The sequence below is a fragment of the Thalassospira lucentensis genome (genome assembly GCF_001613805.1).
Lineage (GTDB): Bacteria > Pseudomonadota > Alphaproteobacteria > Rhodospirillales > Thalassospiraceae > Thalassospira > Thalassospira lucentensis_A.
The window spans coordinates 38,416-55,550 of record NZ_LPVY01000014.1 but is presented as its reverse complement, the minus strand read 5'-3'; the positions used below and the strand labels follow the sequence as shown (position 1 = coordinate 55,550).

The 17,135-nt window shown below is 53.7% G+C and carries 17 protein-coding genes; 11 read left to right on the top strand and 6 right to left on the bottom strand.

What is annotated here, in order from left to right; all coding sequences use genetic code 11:
* Window positions 1-68: 68 nt before the first annotated feature.
* From fliD to AUP42_RS14000, 10 genes are all read left to right on the top strand, one after another.
* On the top strand, window positions 69-1,757 hold the full coding sequence (gene fliD, locus AUP42_RS14045; RefSeq protein WP_062952247.1) for a flagellar filament capping protein FliD: 1,689 nt from the start codon (window positions 69-71) through the stop codon (window positions 1,755-1,757).
* Window positions 1,750-2,220, top strand: coding sequence for a flagellar protein FliS (locus tag AUP42_RS14040; RefSeq protein ID WP_062952246.1), 471 nt, complete (start codon window positions 1,750-1,752; stop codon window positions 2,218-2,220). Before fliD ends, AUP42_RS14040 begins: the two co-directional genes overlap by 8 nt.
* A gap of 7 nt (window positions 2,221-2,227) precedes the next feature.
* Window positions 2,228-2,839 (top strand): sigma-70 family RNA polymerase sigma factor, encoded by a 612-nt coding sequence (locus AUP42_RS14035; RefSeq protein WP_156484625.1) that lies wholly within the window; start codon window positions 2,228-2,230, stop codon window positions 2,837-2,839.
* Window positions 2,840-2,898: 59 nt separating this feature from the next.
* Window positions 2,899-3,582 (top strand): hypothetical protein, encoded by a 684-nt coding sequence (locus AUP42_RS14030; RefSeq protein WP_062952244.1) that lies wholly within the window; start codon window positions 2,899-2,901, stop codon window positions 3,580-3,582.
* Window positions 3,579-4,085: a periplasmic heavy metal sensor gene (locus tag AUP42_RS14025; protein WP_062952243.1), complete on the top strand. Its 507-nt coding sequence runs from the start codon at window positions 3,579-3,581 to the stop codon at window positions 4,083-4,085. The genes AUP42_RS14030 and AUP42_RS14025 overlap by 4 nt, the downstream gene beginning before the upstream one ends.
* A gap of 165 nt (window positions 4,086-4,250) precedes the next feature.
* Window positions 4,251-4,946: a flagellar hook assembly protein FlgD gene (locus AUP42_RS14020; RefSeq protein ID WP_062952242.1), complete on the top strand. Its 696-nt coding sequence runs from the start codon at window positions 4,251-4,253 to the stop codon at window positions 4,944-4,946.
* Between the two features lie 17 nt (window positions 4,947-4,963).
* Window positions 4,964-6,259 carry a flagellar hook protein FlgE gene (gene flgE / locus AUP42_RS14015; protein WP_062952241.1) on the top strand — a complete coding sequence of 432 codons (1,296 nt, stop codon included), beginning with the start codon at window positions 4,964-4,966 and terminating at the stop codon, window positions 6,257-6,259.
* 26 nt (window positions 6,260-6,285) lie between these two features.
* Window positions 6,286-6,708 carry a hypothetical protein gene (locus AUP42_RS14010; protein ID WP_062952240.1) on the top strand — a complete coding sequence of 141 codons (423 nt, stop codon included), beginning with the start codon at window positions 6,286-6,288 and terminating at the stop codon, window positions 6,706-6,708.
* A gap of 31 nt (window positions 6,709-6,739) precedes the next feature.
* Window positions 6,740-8,461, top strand: a complete 1,722-nt coding sequence (flgK, locus tag AUP42_RS14005; RefSeq protein WP_062952239.1) for a flagellar hook-associated protein FlgK — start codon at window positions 6,740-6,742, stop codon at window positions 8,459-8,461.
* A gap of 12 nt (window positions 8,462-8,473) precedes the next feature.
* Window positions 8,474-9,385, top strand: a complete 912-nt coding sequence (locus AUP42_RS14000) for a flagellin (protein WP_082824780.1) — start codon at window positions 8,474-8,476, stop codon at window positions 9,383-9,385.
* Between the two features lie 22 nt (window positions 9,386-9,407).
* Here AUP42_RS14000 and AUP42_RS13995 read toward each other — a convergent pair whose 3' ends face one another.
* The 5 genes from AUP42_RS13995 to AUP42_RS13975 form a co-directional block, all read right to left on the bottom strand.
* Window positions 9,408-10,253: a substrate-binding periplasmic protein gene (locus AUP42_RS13995; protein WP_062952237.1), complete on the bottom strand. Its 846-nt coding sequence runs from the start codon at window positions 10,251-10,253 to the stop codon at window positions 9,408-9,410.
* Between the two features lie 186 nt (window positions 10,254-10,439).
* On the bottom strand, window positions 10,440-12,065 hold the full coding sequence (locus tag AUP42_RS13990; RefSeq protein WP_062952236.1) for a phosphoenolpyruvate carboxykinase: 1,626 nt from the start codon (window positions 12,063-12,065) through the stop codon (window positions 10,440-10,442).
* A gap of 210 nt (window positions 12,066-12,275) precedes the next feature.
* On the bottom strand, window positions 12,276-13,049 hold the full coding sequence (locus AUP42_RS13985) for a HugZ family protein (protein WP_062952235.1): 774 nt from the start codon (window positions 13,047-13,049) through the stop codon (window positions 12,276-12,278).
* A 76-nt stretch (window positions 13,050-13,125) separates the two neighbouring features.
* The gene (locus tag AUP42_RS13980) at window positions 13,126-13,332 is read right to left on the bottom strand and encodes a DUF1289 domain-containing protein (RefSeq protein ID WP_062952234.1); all 207 of its coding nucleotides are present in this window, start codon (window positions 13,330-13,332) and stop codon (window positions 13,126-13,128) included.
* Between the two features lie 121 nt (window positions 13,333-13,453).
* Window positions 13,454-13,651, bottom strand: a complete 198-nt coding sequence (locus tag AUP42_RS13975) for a CsbD family protein (protein ID WP_062952233.1) — start codon at window positions 13,649-13,651, stop codon at window positions 13,454-13,456.
* Between the two features lie 266 nt (window positions 13,652-13,917).
* On the opposite strand from AUP42_RS13975, the gene AUP42_RS13970 reads away from it, so the two are divergent.
* Entirely contained in the window at window positions 13,918-14,532 is a 615-nt protein-coding gene (locus AUP42_RS13970; protein ID WP_062952232.1) for an RNA methyltransferase, read from the top strand.
* 128 nt (window positions 14,533-14,660) lie between these two features.
* On the opposite strand, the gene AUP42_RS13965 is transcribed toward AUP42_RS13970, so the two are convergent.
* Window positions 14,661-16,901 carry an anthranilate synthase component I gene (locus tag AUP42_RS13965; RefSeq protein WP_062952231.1) on the bottom strand — a complete coding sequence of 747 codons (2,241 nt, stop codon included), beginning with the start codon at window positions 16,899-16,901 and terminating at the stop codon, window positions 14,661-14,663.
* Window positions 16,902-17,135: the final 234 nt, after the last annotated feature.

Below are 17,135 nucleotides of genomic sequence, written 5' to 3'. Positions count from 1 at the left end.
GGGTCATCCGGTTTTAGAGCCGCCGGGTGGCCCTGTTTTGTTTCGTGTCGCATGAAAGGGAGGGCAGGATGTCGACCGTCAATTCGTCTACTTCGTCGAGCTACGTATCCTCGTCCTATGTTTCGGGGCTGACCGACCTTGATACGGCCCAACTGGTTGAAGACGCCTATAATGTGAAGATGGAAGTCGCCGACACCATCGAGGCAGAGGTTGATGAGCTTGAACTTGAAATTGCGGCGTTTGAAGATCTGCAGGACTTGCTGGAAGCGCTGGAAGATGCTGCCGAGGCGCTGACGGCATCGGCCGAGCTTGAAAGCCTGCGCGACGATGTCTGGGTCGGTAAATCGGCCTATCTGTCATCGTCGGATGCCAACACCACTGCATCTGATGTGCTGGGTGTTCTGGTAGACGATGAGGCTGCTGTTGGCAGTTATACGATTGAAATCAAACAGATGGCGACTGCTCACAAATTGGGCGGCGACACCTATGCCGATGCGTCGGCGTCGGCAGGCCTTTCAGGTACCCTCAGTCTTGTGGCCGGGGATGATTATACTGCGACGGATATCGAGATATCCGGTGACATGTCGCTTGACGATATTGCGGATGCCATCAATGACCAGAGCAGTGCAACCGGTGTACGCGCCAGTGTGCTTCAGGTATCCGACGATGAATATATGTTGGTGCTATCGGCCATTGATACCGGGCAGGAGATCACCTTTGATACAGACGGAGCCGATACCACGATTGCAGCATCGCTGGGTCTGATCAATGCCGATGGTAGTTATGCCAACGAACTGGTAGCAGCCGATCAGGCGATCTTTTCTGTCGATGGGGTCGAGGTAACGCGCAGCAGCAACACGGTTGATGACGTGATTGATGGTGTCACGCTTTATCTGTATGCCGAGGAAGCAGGCACGGAAATCACGCTTGAAATCGATGAGGATGCGAGCTCGGTCTATGATGCGATCGAGGCTTTTGTTACCGCATATAATGAACTGCGCAGTTTCGTCATCACCAACCAGGCCTATGAGGCCGGTGAAGGAGCGAGCGAGGATGCGGTCCTGTTTGGCGATTCACTTTTAAGTTCTGTTGTTTCGTCGGTTTATGACGCGCTGTCCTTTACCGATGACAGCGACACATATGCGTCCCTGTCATCGATCGGCATCACCTTTGATGAAAGCAACTATCTGGTTATTGATTCCGAGACACTTGAAGATGCGCTGGTTTCGAATTTTGACGAGGTTGCCGATCTGTTTTCACTGTCGACCGATACTGGTTCGGACAACCTGCTGGTGTCAGAAGCCGATGGTACCTATACCGGCACCTTTACCATCGATATTGCGGTTGATGCCGACGGCAATATCACGTCGGCCAGTGTCGGCGGTGATTCCAGTCTGTTCACCATCAGCGGCAACAATGTCATCGGGGCTCAAGGGTCGGTCTATGAAGGTGTCGAGCTGTATTTCGGCGGTGACAGTTCCGAAAGTGTCGATGTCACGATTTCCAGCGGACTTGCCAATGAAATGGTCAATGCGCTCGACAAATATACCAACAGTTCGGATGGCCTGATTTCCGCCCGGATCGATCGGCTCGAAGAACAGACATCCGATCTTGAGGATGAAATCGACGAGGTAACAACCGCTGCCGAGGCTTATGCCGAAGATCTGACAGAACGCTACTCGGCGCTGGAAACCAAGATGTATCAGCTTCAGCTGCTGCGCGAACAACTTGAAGCCTTGTGGGGTGAAGATGACTAAGAATTCACAGGCGACTGCACAACAGGCTTATCGTTTTGCCGGTGCCAGCGCACAATACAACAATGCATTGCGCACGACGTCACCCCTTGCGATGATGGTGATCGCCATCACCCGTACGCGCCAGCATCTGCGGGCGGCCAAACAATACCGTGAAGAAAAACATTTCGATCTTGAACGTCAGGAAAAGGCAATTGCGGTCAATCGATTGCGAGCATTGCAGGCAGTTGTCGCGCCGAAGTCAGCACCGGAATTATCCCGTGATCTGTATGCATTCTATGCACGGATGATAAAACTTCTGGCTCGAAACGGGCGGAAAACACCGCTTGAGGAACGTTATGAAATAGTGGACCGGAACCTCGAAGCACTGGCAAAACAGTGGGAAAGTTTCAAATCGGTCAATCCGCAGTCCGTCGGGCCACAACAGGTTCGCGGGACCCGTCATATCGTGGAACAGGTGTTGTGAGGGGCAGTTGAGTGTAGGCATCCGTCGCGAAATGACATCGGGATCGCAAGCCTCCGAGGCGGCAAAGCAGACGGCTGCCCTGTCGGAACTTGCTGATCAGGACCTTGTGGCCCTGATGGTTCGGAGCGACAAGCGCGCCTATCGCGTGCTTGTTGAACGATACTATCGTGGGATCATTGGGATCGCGCGGCGCATGGGGCTGACCGCTGGCGATGCAGAGGACGCGGCACAGGATGTTTTTGTCCGGGTCTGGCTGCACCGGGAAAAATGGCGTCCTGAGGGTGCCAGTTTCAAAACCTGGCTGTATCGGGTTGCGGTTAACCGGGTAATCGACCTGAAACGCAAACCGCAATTCGTGGACGGCAGCGATCTTGAAAGCATGCCGGATGATGCGATGTCACCGGTTGAACAATTGGCACAACATCAGGAATTCAAACGGCTTCGAAGTGCGATCAAGCTGCTGTCAGAGCAACAACAAATTGCCATCAATCTGTTTTATGACCGCGAGCTGTCGAACCAAGAAGCGGCCGCGATTATGGGTGTTTCCGTCAATGCGATGGAATCATTATTAAAAAGGGCACGCAAGCGACTGCGTGAAGAGTTGAAAGCGATGGGATAGATCGTTAACTTCAGTTGCGTTCGAACAGGTAGGTTCGTCCTAGAAAAAAGCGGTGTGCTGTGAAGATCGAGAAATTTGAAGAATTGCTGGATCAGTATGGATGGGACATATCGTCCTGGCCCGAGCCGCTTCGCCATGAGGCCAACATTTTCGTTGCCCGGAATGACGAAGCAGCAGAATTGCTCCGGTCCCTGAAATCTGTTGAAGATTTTCTGGCTGATGATCCGTTGCCGATGGGCAAGCATCGCGCGATTGATGATATATTCGCGGCAATTGAGGCCGAAGAAATCGCAACCGAACCACGGCGCCACGACGCCAAAAGCGATGTCTTTTCCTTTAGCGACGAACGTCCCGGACATAGTGCCGAGCCGCAAATGGCAGAGCACGGGGACGATCCCGCTCCACAACGACGGGCATATCCATCCGAAAAAGCGCCAAATCCGGTGAGCGGTATGGCAGGACCGACAGACCCGGTACGAGCAAAATCAGGTATCCGGGTCAAGTCATCGCGGGCATTGCTGCGCTATTCCGCGACCTTTGCATCAGCCTGCGGGATGGTGCTGTGTGTCATGTTCGGTTTTGTTGTCGGCGTTGTGTTTACGTCGGAACAGGCAATTCACACTGACGTCCAGGCAACCGAAATGCCGATGGTGCAGGCGTTGGAAAATCACGTTTTTGACGAGGCGTCGCAAGGCATGGGAATTGGTTTGAATGGCGATAACACGCAAAAGGGGCGGGAATGATGGTTTTTGATGATCGTCGCAAACCGAATGCCACCCGAAAGTTTTTGTGGGCCTCGCTTGCGCTGAACCTGTTCCTGATCGGGACGATTGCCGGAAGTATTGCCGCAGGCAGCACGATCCTTCACAGTTTTCTGGGGGCTCCGCCACCGATGCCGGGGCAAGATAATGACCGACCACCAGGTGTTCGTATGCTTGCCGATGTGCGCGAAAAGCTCAGTCCTGACGGGCAGGCAGTTTTTGATGCCGAGTTCGCGCCCGTGATAAAGGATTTGGTGAAGCGCCGCGACGATCTGAAAAAATTCAGGGAACTGCGCGAGGTTTTGTTGCGTGACGACGCAACGGACGCCGAGATTCGCGACGTCTTTGGCAGAATGAAAAACGGTATCGGTGATGATATCGGTCGTATCCTGAATCATATGGCCAATGTCGCGGTCCGCTTGTCGCCCAAAGATCGGGCTGAATTGGCGTTGCATCGTCCGGGACCGCCGCCGCCACCGCGATAACATCGACGTCAACTGAACGGCGTGTGATCACAAGGGAGTGCTTGGGCACTCCCTTTTTGTTTTTGGATTTATTATTCAAAAAAATGAATTTGCTGCGCCAGTTTTTCCGTCGTCCAGCGTGAAACGAACATAGACCCGATCAATGTTCGCTTTATGGAGGCGGTGATGAGTTACCTCAGCGGCCTGACATACGATAACCTGACGGCTTCGACGACGTCATCGTCAAGCACATCGACCTCGTCGAGTACGAGCGAAAGCTCGACCTACGAAACCTATATGACGCTGATGCTGACGACACTTCAGAATCAGGATCCGACCGATCCCGAAGATGTGTCGGAGATGACCACGCAGCTGGCAACCTTCGAGCAGCTCGAACTGGCTGAACAGAATAATGCTTTGCTGTCCGATCTTTCGGAATCGCTTCTGACCTTGCAGGGCGTGATCGATAACAGTGCGGCGCAGTCCTATCTTGGTACCGATATTGTCGCAGTCGGGGACACCGCGCCGCTCGAAGATGGCGAGGTCGAATGGTATTTCGTTCTTGATGATGATGCATCGAATGTCAGCATCGAAATCACCGATGAAGATGGAAATGTCGTCTATGAGACGACAGTGACCGGTGCCGAGGGGGCGAATAATTTCACCTGGGACGGGACGACTGGTGGCGGTAGCACGCTGACGTCGGGCACCTATACCCTTTCGGTCGAGGCGACCGATGCGGATGGAAATTCCGTTGATTCCGAAACTCTGATGACCGGTGTGGTGTCGGCAATCGACCTGACCGGCGATGAAGCCGTGCTGTATGTCAACGGGGTCGATGTTTCGATCTCGGGCGTTCAGGGCACGCAAACAGTTTCCTGAAGTGAAGGATCAAGGTCATGAGCTTAAGCAGTGCACTGAATTCCGCCGTTCTGGGGCTGAATGCGCAATCAACATCGCTTGGTGTGATTTCGGGCAATATCAGCAACAGCGAGACTGTCGGTTATAAGGACAGTTCGACATCCTTCTCGTCACTGGTAACGACCCCCGGTTCGACAACGACCGGCTATTCGAACGGTGTGACGACATCGACCCAGACTAATATCAGCTCGCAAGGACTGATTCAGGCAGATGATACAGCGACCAGTCTGGCGATTTCGGGTGATGGTTTTTTTGTCGTGACCGATGCCAATGGCGACGTCTACTATACGCGCGCCGGCGATTTCGATACGGATTCCGAAGGAAACCTGGTCAACAGTTCGGGCTATTACCTCATGGGTTATGCCCTGGATGATGATGGCAATCCGGCAAGTGGAACTGTCCCGACAAGTACGTCGGCTTTGACCACCATCAATCTTGAAGACCTGACCGGTACGGCCGAAGCCACGACTGAAGTTTCGATGGTCGCCAATCTTCCGGCAGATGCGGCCGTTGGCGATGTATTTTCCGTCGATGTCGAGGTTTTTGATAGTCTCGGAACCAGTCATACGGTGACTTACACTTATGAGAAGACCGCAGCGAACGAATGGGAACTGACCTATTCTGATCCGGTTCTGACATCGGACGGGACAACGGTTACCGGTACGTCATCGGGTGGACCGTTGACTATTACCTTTGACGGTGACGGCAATCTGTCGGCGATCACGGATGCCGGTAACACCGATGTAACGGACAGCGCTACATTGACCATCACCGGCTGGACGACGGGTGCCAATGACAGCACGATTGTTTCCGATCTCGGAACGGCGGGCGACGATGACGGCTTGCAGCAGTTTGCTTCGGACGAGGAAGATGGCGACATGACGCTGTATTCTGTCGGTCAGAACGGTTCAAACTACAGCGAGATCGCGGAGATATCGATCTCGGACGACGGGGTTGTTTCGGTCACCTATGAGAATGGTGAAAGCGAACCGGTTTATCAGATCGTACTGGCGGACTTTGCGAATGCGGATGGTCTGACTGCCTATAGCGACACCGTTTACAAGGAAAGCAACACATCGGGAAGCTACGTGCTGAAAACCCCGGGTGACGGCGGGACCGGGACGCTTGCGGATTATTCGCTGGAAAGTTCAACGGTCGATACCACCAGCCAGTTTTCCAAAATGATCATCGCACAGCAGGCCTATTCGGCGGCGGCACAAGTCGTTTCAACGACCAGCGATATGTATGACACGCTCATTTCGGCAGTGAACTAAGTCGTGATGCAAGGGGAATTGAGGTTATGACAGCAATGGCTTTGGCACTTCCAAATGATAGCGACGCCGTCACGCAGATCATTGCGCGTCTCGAAGAACTTCTCGATGTCGAATGGCGGATCCTTGAACAGGGTCAGTATGACCTTTTGCCCGATATCACGGCGGAAAAGACTCTGCTGGAAGATGCACTGAAGTCCGAACTGCGTGCCCAGAAACAGATTGATCCGGAAAATCCGCTTGCTGGCCAGATCATCAATTTTGAGTTGGTGCGTAGTCTTCGCAATAAGCTTGATCGCAATAATATCCGCCTTATGGCCAAGCGTGATGCCTGCCTGAAACGTATTCGTGCCGGTTGGGCTGCAACGGCAGGTGATCAGGCAACTTCATATGACCGCGATGGTGATCTGCACGGCAAATCGACACGCGCCATTCTGAATTTGAAGATGTAACTGCACTTTTGACAACTGACAGGTCAGAAAAATGTCGATCCGTGCTGCCCAATCTGCTGCATTCAGCGCATTGCAATCAAGTCAGACCGGGATTGCCGTATCTTCGAACAACATCGCCAATGCGTCGGTCGAAGGATACACAACCAAGTCGACCAGTCTGGCCAGCAATGTCAGCGGTGGATCGGCTGTGGGCGTTTCGGTCACTTCGGTGGGATCAAGCGTTGACAGTTATCTGATCAAGGCGATCAACGAAGCCGCGTCGGAAAGTGGATATGCATCCGTGTTTGCCGACCCGCTTGAAATCGTTTCAAGCAATTTCGGATCAGTTGGCGATGATGACGCGATATCGACCCTGATTACCGATCTTGAAACATCAATTGCATCCCTTGCCGCTAGTGCGGACAGCCAGTCGGCCAAGTCGCTGGTTCTGACCGACGCGGAACAGATCGCAAGCGAGCTTAACAGCCTTTCAGCCAGTGTGCAGGATCAGCGGGCGGCAGCCGATCAGTCGATCGAGGATACGATTGATCAGATCAATTCGCTTCTGAATGAAATTCAGTCCTATAACGAGCAATTGACCGGAACGGATGGAACGACACTGGCTTCCAGTGAACTTGAAGATGCACGTGCGGTTGCCATTCAGGAACTGTCCGAATTGGTTGACGTGACCTATTACACCAGTTCGTCAAACCAGACGCAGGTCTATATCGGTGGCACGCTTGTCGTCGGAAGCCAAGTGCAGGAACTTGAATATAATGCCGTCGGTACGGTCAATGCCGATACAGTATTTGGTGACATTACGGTGAACGGCAAGTCGATCTCGGATGATATCAGCGGTGGTGAGCTGGGTGGGCTGATCGATTTGCGCGACGAAACCCTGCCGGGCATTCAGGACGAGCTTGATGCGCTGGCCGTGACCCTGATGGACAGCATCAATGCCGTCACCAATCTCGGCACATCCTATCCCGGCCCGACCGAGCTGACATCAAGCGAGACAACGGCATTGACGGATGCCTTTTCGGGAACGGGTACCGTGCGGTTGGTGGCGACGGACGAGGATGGCAACGCGACTGAAATCCTTGATATTGATCTGACGACGGTGACGACGGTTCAGGATCTGGTCGATCAGATCAATGCATCTGCCAACATGACGGCGACGGTAAATGCCGATGGCACGTTAACGATTGCCAGTTCCGACGATGATTACGGTGTTTCGATTGTCAATATGGATGCCGAGGTTGGGGCAGATGCGCAGGGCTTTTCCGACTATTTCGGTCTGAACGACATGTTCACAGGAACCGGGGCCGACGATATTTCGGTGAATGCCGCGTGGCTTGCAGATTCCAGTCTGGTGCCAACCGGATCGGGATCGAATGACGCTGCTTTGGCCGTTGGCGACAGTGTGATTTCGTCGGGAAGCTCGGATGTGGCCGAGGCGCTGGCGAATGTTTTTGATACGAATGTCAGTTTCGATGCGGCCGGGAACCTTGGCAGTACCAAAACGACGCTTTCGGATTACGCGTCGGAAATACTGTCTGATGTTGCCCAACAGGCTTCAAGTGCCGAAACCAAAGCCAGTGTCGCCAGCACGTCCTATAGCGATCTGGTTGAAAGTTTTTCCAATCAGTATGGCGTCAATACCGACGAAGAGGCCCTGACAATGGCCAATCTTGAAAGTGCCTATGAAGCGGCTGCCGCGATCCTCGAAATCACGCAATCGCTGATGGACACCTTGCTTGAAGCTGTCCGGTAAAGGGTAAAGAACATGAGAGTTTCGACAGCCGCCATGCAGCAGAACCTGCTGAACCAGATGCGAAGTGTTCAGTCACAACTTGCCGACGCGACTAGGCAATCCAGCTCGGGAATGAAATCGGATTCCTATTCCGGCGTTTCGGATAATTCCTATGTGATCAGCACGCTGAGTGCTGAAATATCGGAATCGTCGGCTTACGCCGATCTGGCCGAGCAGATTCAGAGCCGTGTCGAAATGTATTATTCGACACTGAACGATATGGTCGATTTGTTAAGCGACATGCTGGCCGATATCTCGGGCGCACTTAGCACTGGCAGCACGGATGTTGCAGGGATCAACGAGTCTGCGTCGGCGGCACTTTCCACCATGGCATCTTTGCTTAATACCCAATATGAAGATCGCTACCTGTTTGCCGGGTCGGCCACAAATACGGCCCCGGTTTCTGTCGATGTGGCTGATTACCCGGCCATGACAACGCCCAGTACAGCCGATACCAGCTATTATTCCGGCAATAGTGATATTGCATCGGCCAAGGTCGCGGATGGCACCATCATCGAATATGGCCTTACCGCCGATCAGGAACCGTTCGAGCAGGCATTGCGGGCGTTGAATCTGACAGCTTATGCATCATCCGATCCGATTGATGAAGCCGCCCTGACCGAGGCAATGGCCTTGATTGAGGACGCGGTAGAGGGAATTGCGGATCTTCAGACCCAGGTCTCTTTGACCCAGGATGAGCTTGAGGCGATTGTTGACATGCATACCGACTTCCAACTGACCGCCGAGGGTATCGTGACCGACCTTTCCGAAGTCGACCTGGCCGAGGCCATGGTGAATCTTGAAACCCTGTCAGTACAGCTTGAGGCATCCTATTCGGTGGCCGGTCAAATCGTTGATATGTCGCTGTTTGAATATCTGCGTTAGGGAACAAATAAACGCAACGCACTTACTTGCTTCTTTCTGGTTCGATATCGTCCTTTCCAGGGGCAGAAATTCCGTATTTTTCAAGAATGTCGTCATAAACGCCATTTTTGCGCAGCACAGAAATCCCGTGGTTGAGGCGTTCCACCAGAAACCCGGCATTGTCAGTCTTGCGCGAGATGCACGAATAATATGGGCTGTTTATTAGGTCATGATAAGCCAGATTTACGTTTTGTGCGTATTCCTGATTATAGGTACGAATGACATCATCCATCGGGGCCTTGAAATTATAGATTGCGTCAAGTCGACGAGAGAGCAGAAGCCCCAGCAGTGCACGTTCGCTATTGGCGGAAATGATGTCAAGTCCAAGTCCGCGTGCACGACTTTCAAGCGCGTAGCCCGAAATAACACCGATGGTGAGTTGCTTGGCATCTGTAAGGTCTTTTACCCCGTCCAACGCTGCTTCGTTTATCGCAAACAGGCCGATATGTTCTCGACCAAGCTCATTAGAATACAGAAAAGCGGTTTCGCGTTCAGGAACATAGCTGCAGGAACATAAACCGTCGGCATCCCCTCGTTCTGCTAACAGATAAGCGCGCTTCCAAGGATAAAACGGGGTATTCACAGCGATATGACTGACGGCAAAGGCCGCACGAAGAATTTCGACATCATATCCCGGCATCACCGGTCGGTCGGCGATTTTTGACGGTGGAAACGGGTTGCACATCATCGTGACATTCTGACGCGGAGCCTGTGCTTGCAGGATCGTATTGTCCGCTACGACGGGCGAACTGCCGGTGATGAGAGCAGCATGTAAAACCAGAATAGCTGCCAGACTATGGAACAGTCGCCAGACCAGTGCAGGTGTCACGGTTTGATCTTTTCCCGAGCATTTTTCTTAATCACGACGCCTGAGCCATTCCGCTGTGACCGGATTTCGCGATAACTATACACGGAACAGATATGGCTGACATGGTCAATCCGCGCTGGTATTGCAGTCAAACAAAAAAGGCCGGTGCATGCACCGGCCTTTCTGAAATGATGGTTGCCTGTCGCCTTATTCAGCGGCTTTGACTTCGGTATTGCTACGGATTGCAGCATCGCGAACATCGCTGTCGACATGTTCTTCGAACTTGGTGAAGTTCTTTTCGAACAGGCTGGTCAGGTTTGCGGCGGCCTTGTCATAGGCAGCCTTGTCCGACCAACTGTCGCGAGGGTTCAGAACTTCTGCCGGGATATCGCCGCAAGCGGTCGGATAGGCCAGACCGAAATACGGATCGGTTGCGAAGTCGGCATTTTCTAGTTCGCCATTGAGTGCCGCGTTCAGAAGGCCGCGGGTATAGGCGATTTTCATGCGCGAACCGACACCATAGGCACCACCGGACCAGCCGGTATTGACCAGCCAGCAATTGGCCTGATGTTTTTCCATCAGTTCGCCAAGCAGCTTGGCATAAACCGACGGATGACGCGGCATGAACGGTGCACCAAAGCAGGCGGAAAACGCCGCGGTCGGTTCCTTGACGCCTTTTTCGGTACCGGCAACTTTTGCGGTGTAACCCGACAGGAAGTGGTACATCGCCTGTGCCGAGGTCAGTTTGGCGATCGGCGGCAGAACGCCAAACGCATCGCAGGTGAGCATGATGATGTTTTTCGGATGACCACCGCGACCGTTTTCCGATGCATTCGGGATGAATTCGATCGGATAGCTGGAACGTGTGTTTTCGGTGTGACGTGCATCGTCGAGGTCAAGCTCGCGCGACTGCTTGTTCATCACAACGTTTTCCAGAACCGTTCCAAAGGTTTCGGTTGTGGCATAGATTTCCGGTTCGGCTTCTTTCGAAAGCTTGATTACCTTGGCGTAACAGCCGCCTTCGAAGTTGAAGACGCCGTCTTCGCCCCAGCCATGTTCATCGTCACCAATGAGCGTACGGGATGCGTCGGCCGACAGGGTGGTTTTACCGGTGCCCGACAGGCCAAAGAAGATCGCCGTGTCGCCGTCCTTGCCCATATTGGCCGAACAATGCATCGGCATAACGCCCTTGGCCGGTAGAATATGGTTAAGAACGGAGAAGATCGATTTCTTCATTTCGCCAGCATACCAGGTGCCGCCGATAATGACCATTTTGCGCTCGAAGGAAACAACGACGAATACTTCGGAACGGGTACCATCGACTTCCGGATCAGCCTGCAGGCCCGGGGCATGCAGAACGGTGAATTCCGGAGAAAAATCGCGCAATTCTTCCTTTGCGGGCTGGATGAACATGTTGCGAGCGAACAGGTTGTGCCAAGCATTTTCGTTGATCACGCGAACCGGCAGGCGGAAACGCGGATCTGAACCGGCATAGCAGTCCTGAACAAACAGTTCGGTACCCTGGAAGTAAGCGCGCACTTTCTGGTACAGGCGCTCGAATACTTCCGGGCTGACCGGGCGGTTAACGTCGCCCCAGTCGATGTCGTTCTTGGTGCCTTCCTCTTCGACGATGAAACGGTCCTGCGGGGAACGGCCGGTATGTTCACCGGTCAGCGCAACAAATGCGCCACCCTTGGCAATTTTGCCTTCCTGACGACGGATTGCATGTTCGTAGAGGCCGGCAGCGTCCAAATTCCAGTGAACGGCGCCAAGATTTTTGAGGCCATGGGTTTCAAGGCCTACACGGCTGACAACGGGTCCTGATTGCAGCACGGATCTCTCCTGGTGGGAATTGAGTCTGGGGGTTAATAGTCAATTCTACACAATCGGCATGTGGGATAGCCGGTTGCGTCGCGACATATTGTTACAAAGGTGTCTTAAAAGCAACCTGTCCTTTGGCTCAATACCAAGGAAAACGTAGACGTTTTTGCGTTTGCGAAAAGTCACCTTTCGAAAGTGACAATTAAATCTTCGTTGCCCAAATCAGGTCATTTGACCGCGCGCTTTTTTACACATTTCGACCAGAATATCGCGCGCATCGCCCGGGCTGCGAATTGTTTTGGTGAAATCGACGCGCAAAGGGCGGGAATCGGCAGAATTGCATTCCAAATCCATTCCATCACAGTCAATCGCCACCATTTTCCACGAGTCATTTCTGTTCTGACCGGTGAAATGTTCGACAATGTCGGCTATGGCATCGGCATGGTCGGTATTCATATGTTCGATCACGTCGTCATGGCCCGTGATCAGCGACTGACAACCCTCGACAATGAACTGGTCGCCTTTCAGTCGTCGCTGTTTGCCAAAACCGCCGACCCAGTAAACGGCTTCGACCGTGACATGATAAAAGCCGAAATCGGCGAAATCGGCATATTGGGCGGCATCGGGATGGTATTGCAGATAGCGCTGCCGGGTTTCGAGTGTGTGATCGGCAACTGTTCGGCCAAAGATCGTCAGTCTGGCGTTATCCGAATTGATCCTCTCGCTTTGTCCGGGATCGATATTACCGTCAGTAAACAGCAGGGACATTCGCGGATCACTTTGCAAATGACGGGTATGATCCGCCAGATCGGAAATCAGCAGGATGGGGCTGCCATCAATATGGGCGGCAGGAACGACCATTGATGTTACCGGCCATCCATCGCCAACCTGTTTGTGATCGCAGGCGGTTGTGGCCATGACTGCATGTGCGGCACGTCGTGTCATACGCCGGAGTTCTGCCGCGGCATTTCCGTTGTGCTGTGCAATGTCCGACATGCGGTGTGTCCCCTTGATGAACAGGGCTTTTATTTGGGGTTGGTTGTCGCCGTCCGCAATGTTTGGTCTGGCTGGATTACAGGTTGCCATTTCCGGTCTTGATGAGCGGTGCGGTCGTGACGGAAAGACGACGTTTGCGGATGGTTTCCAGCACGCGTTTTTTACTGCCGTCGCTCATGCCCATCCATGCACCAATTTCGTCGCCCGTACGAAAGCATCCGGTGCAGTAGCCAGCGGCGGGGTCAAGAACGCAAACGCCAATACAGGGGGATTTGACAGGCATGATTTTCCAAATCTGGTACCGAGATTGATTGTGTGCATAGAAAACACAAAGCCCGCCAGGATCAAGAGGGTAATAATCCGGCGGGCATTGTAATGTGTGGTAATTTCGGGACGCGAACGTTCTAGAGGCGGTCAAACCAGTTGCGGACCTGCCGGTCGGCCTCTTCGCGTTTAACGCCGTAGGCTTCCTGAACCAGCCCAACAAGTTTTTCCTGCTGGCCTTCAATCTGATCAAGGTCATCGTCGGTGAGACGGCCCCACTCGCGTTTGACGTGACCACGCATCTGTTTCCAGCGGCCTTCGATTTGGTCCCAATTCATCAGGTATTCTCCTGTTTCTTTCGGGGTGTTTGCTCGTTTGGTCCGGAAATTTTATCTGCATGCCGAAGGCATGCGACTTTTCCGGTTGCTTGATCATAAAACGGTCCGGGGTGTTTTTTGTTCCACGAGACCCGGATTGCTTCCTCTGCTGGAGCAGAGTTGCGGCCCGCTGACTTGCCATGTTCGCCTTTGAGGGGTATAGCCGAGCCAGTTTTTTCATTGGAGTGTGTGTGAGCGCACCATCGGCGTGCAGCACGGAGGACAATATGCGCGGATATTTCGGGATCGGGATCGAGGGGGCCAGCAAGCCTTTTAACGTGGGCACGCTGTTTCGTTCCGCTCATGCGTTTGGTGCCAGCTTTGCCTTTACTGTTGATGCGGATTTCCGTGATGAACGGGCCAATGTGGCCGACACATCACGTGCATCCGAGCAGATGCCCTACTATCACTTCCCCGATCACGATCATCTGTTTCTGCCTGATGGGTGCCGGATGGTTGGTGTTGAGCTGACACCGGATGCAATTGAACTACCAAGCTTCAAGCATCCGTCGCGCGCGGCTTATATCCTTGGTCCGGAACGTGGCAACCTGTCACAGGAAATGCAGGATCAGTGCGATTTCATCATCAAAATTCCGATGAGCTTCTGCGTGAATGTCGCGATCGCCGCCAATATCGTCATGTATGACCGGCTGATCAGCCTTGGCCGTTTTGCCCCGCGCCCGGTCCGTGCCGGTGCGCCTACCGAGCCAAAACCAGAAGCCTTTTATGGCGGCTGGATTTCGCGCACGCGTGACAAACGCAAAGCCGATCCTGAAAAGTTCCGTCAAGCCCCGCCGCCGGATTACAGCGTGATAGACGGAACGCTGGATGACGACGATTAAGGCATGAAAATGAAGCAACGGCCGCGAGGGAGGAGCGCGGCCGTTGCGGTTTCCTGACCCGGTTTCATCGACAGGGGGAGGTCGATGGCAGGGGGCATGGGTCAGGCAATCGGGTTCACTATGTCGTTTCAGGCAACCATTATCGCCGTTTCATCTCGCTCATCCCCTTTATTAGCGTCGGAAATTTCGGCCTTTTCAGGGAAAATTCCGAGCGGATTGCGCAGCAGGTTGGCAATCATTCGCATCCCGACATCACCCTGCAGGGTCAGCAGGCTTTCGGGATGGAACTGTACCGCGCTGATCGGCAGGCTTTGATGGCGTATACCCATCACCACACCGTCATTGCTGCGCGCGGTGACTTTAAGATCAGTCGGCAGGCTTGCCAGATCGGCAAATAGCGAATGATAGCGACCGACGACGATTTCATCGGGCAGGCCTTCAAACAGCGGATCAGACGGGTCCAGTTTCACCTTAGACGGTTTGCCATGCATCGGTGTGTCGAGTTGACCAAGTGATCCCCCGAAAAATTCGACAATTCCCTGTAAACCAAGGCAAACACCAAAGACCGGAAGCCCAGCGGCAAGGGCACGCTCAATGCTTTGGCGAAGCCCGTAATCATCGGGCCGTCCCGGTCCCGGGGACAGGAACACCAGATCGGGTTTGAAATCGTCAAACGCCTCATCGGGGAAACCGGGGCGCAGGGTCAGGGTTTCGGCACCGGTTGCGCGGATATAGCTGGCAAGGTTTTGGACAAAGCTGTCTTCATGGTCGATCAGGAGTACGCGTTTACCAACGCCCGAAATGGTCGGATCAATTGCGGCTTCGTCCTTGGCATCTCGGGTGACGGCATCAATCATGGCCGATGCCTTCAAGACGGTTTCGGCTTCTTCGGCAGCAGATTCACTATCAAACAGCAATGTTGCACCCGCGCGAACTTCGGCGACACCCTGTTTGAGGCGCACGGTGCGCAATGTAAGGCCGGTATTCAGATCGCCATTGCAGAGAACCGCGCCAATGGCCCCGCCATACCATGCACGCGGACTGCGTTCGACGGTTTCAATATGCTTCATGGCGGCCCGTTTGGGGGCACCGGTTACGGTAACCGCCCAGCAATGCGTCAGGAAAGCATCAAGTGCATCAAAGCCTTCGCGAAGGCGGCCTTCGACGTGATCGACCGTATGGATCAGGCGGGAATACATTTCGATCTGGCGACGGCCAAGAATACGGATGCTGCCGGGTTTGCAGACGCGTGCCTTGTCGTTGCGATCAACATCGGTGCACATTGTCAGTTCGGATTCTTCCTTGGCCGAATTCAGAAGGGTACGGATATTTTCCGCATCCTCAATCGCGTCGCGACCGCGCGCGATGGTCCCCGAAATCGGGCAGGTTTCAATACGCTGACCGGTAACGCGGACATACATTTCCGGCGATGCGCCGATCAGGTGTTCACCGTCCCCCAGATTGATCAGGAAACCATAGGGTGCGGGATTGCGGCGTTTAAGGCGGCGGAAGATTTCCGATGGGGCCGTTTTGCATTCGGTCCGGAACACACGGCTTGGCACGACTTCAAACAGCTCTCCGCGGGCGAATCGTGGCTTGGTTTCATCGACGACGACGGCGTATTCGCCGTCTTTCATGTCGTTTTCGACGATGCCGTTTGCACCATGTGATGGCGGGTGATCTTGGGCAATGCGGTCGAGCCCGACGGTGCTGTGGCCATCTGGCGCAATGAATTCATATTCAAAAAGGGTGGCGACCTTGGATGCGTGGTCGACCGTGATCATTTGGTCGGGCAGGTAAATATGGACGTCTTTATGATCGCTGCTGCGGTCCTGAGTTAGTGATATCTGTTCAAAATGAAGAGCGATGTCGTAGCCAAAGGCACCGTATAGGCCGAGAGGCTCCTCGCCCTTGTGGGCAAACAGGTCGCGAATGGCCCGGACAACAGAAAACAGGCTGGGCTGTTGACTGCGTTCTTCTTCGGGGAACCATGCAGCCGCTTTGCCGACATAGCCGTAAAGCCCGTCATCGCCTTTGTTCAGGCCTTCGATATGGGCATGACCTGTAAGGGCATGTTCAATCATGGGCAAAAGCACCCGACCGCGATCATTGAGTGCACGGATTGCGAAGCCGCGTTCGCGTCCGGTAATTTCCAGCGGTGGTTTGGCAAAGCCCATGTCCCAGCGCGAATAACGACCCGGAAACTCGTAGCTTGAAGACAGCAAAACACCCTTGGTCCGATCAAGGGCATCAATCAGGCTTTCAGTGGCATTTTCATAGGTGATTTCTGTCTGGCGGCGAATGACGGCGATGCCGCCATCGGTGGTATATCGATATTCGCTACTGATTTCAGAAGTCGGGCTGGTCACGTCAAATACTCCGTTTGCGGGGCGCTGCCGCAGGAGCAATGTGACTTTTCAGCAAGTAGGGAGAAGGTCTGAAAACACAAAGCCGCCTGCGAAGATCAGGCGGCCGGTTGTTTCAGGGCATGATAATTGGCCGCCCGCTTATGCGGACCACCACCAACGATTGGAAATAAGGATCGGGTTCATGCCGTGTGTTTTCATGCGTCAAACTATGATCAGCGATCAGGCGGGCGTCAA

Coding starts and splice junctions, on each gene's coding strand:
- fliD (WP_062952247.1), top strand. CDS start 69: ATGTCGACCGTCAATTCGTCTACTTCGTCGAGCTACGTATCCTCGTCC.
- AUP42_RS14040 (WP_062952246.1), top strand. CDS start 1,750: ATGACTAAGAATTCACAGGCGACTGCACAACAGGCTTATCGTTTTGCC.
- AUP42_RS14025 (WP_062952243.1), top strand. CDS start 3,579: ATGATGGTTTTTGATGATCGTCGCAAACCGAATGCCACCCGAAAGTTT.
- AUP42_RS14020 (WP_062952242.1), top strand. CDS start 4,251: ATGAGTTACCTCAGCGGCCTGACATACGATAACCTGACGGCTTCGACG.
- flgE (WP_062952241.1), top strand. CDS start 4,964: ATGAGCTTAAGCAGTGCACTGAATTCCGCCGTTCTGGGGCTGAATGCG.
- AUP42_RS14010 (WP_062952240.1), top strand. CDS start 6,286: ATGACAGCAATGGCTTTGGCACTTCCAAATGATAGCGACGCCGTCACG.
- flgK (WP_062952239.1), top strand. CDS start 6,740: ATGTCGATCCGTGCTGCCCAATCTGCTGCATTCAGCGCATTGCAATCA.
- AUP42_RS14000 (WP_082824780.1), top strand. CDS start 8,474: ATGAGAGTTTCGACAGCCGCCATGCAGCAGAACCTGCTGAACCAGATG.
- AUP42_RS13985 (WP_062952235.1), bottom strand. CDS start 13,049: ATGTCGGACATTGCACAGCACAACGGAAATGCCGCGGCAGAACTCCGG.
- AUP42_RS13980 (WP_062952234.1), bottom strand. CDS start 13,332: ATGCCTGTCAAATCCCCCTGTATTGGCGTTTGCGTTCTTGACCCCGCC.
- AUP42_RS13975 (WP_062952233.1), bottom strand. CDS start 13,651: ATGAATTGGGACCAAATCGAAGGCCGCTGGAAACAGATGCGTGGTCAC.
- AUP42_RS13970 (WP_062952232.1), top strand. CDS start 13,918: ATGCGCGGATATTTCGGGATCGGGATCGAGGGGGCCAGCAAGCCTTTT.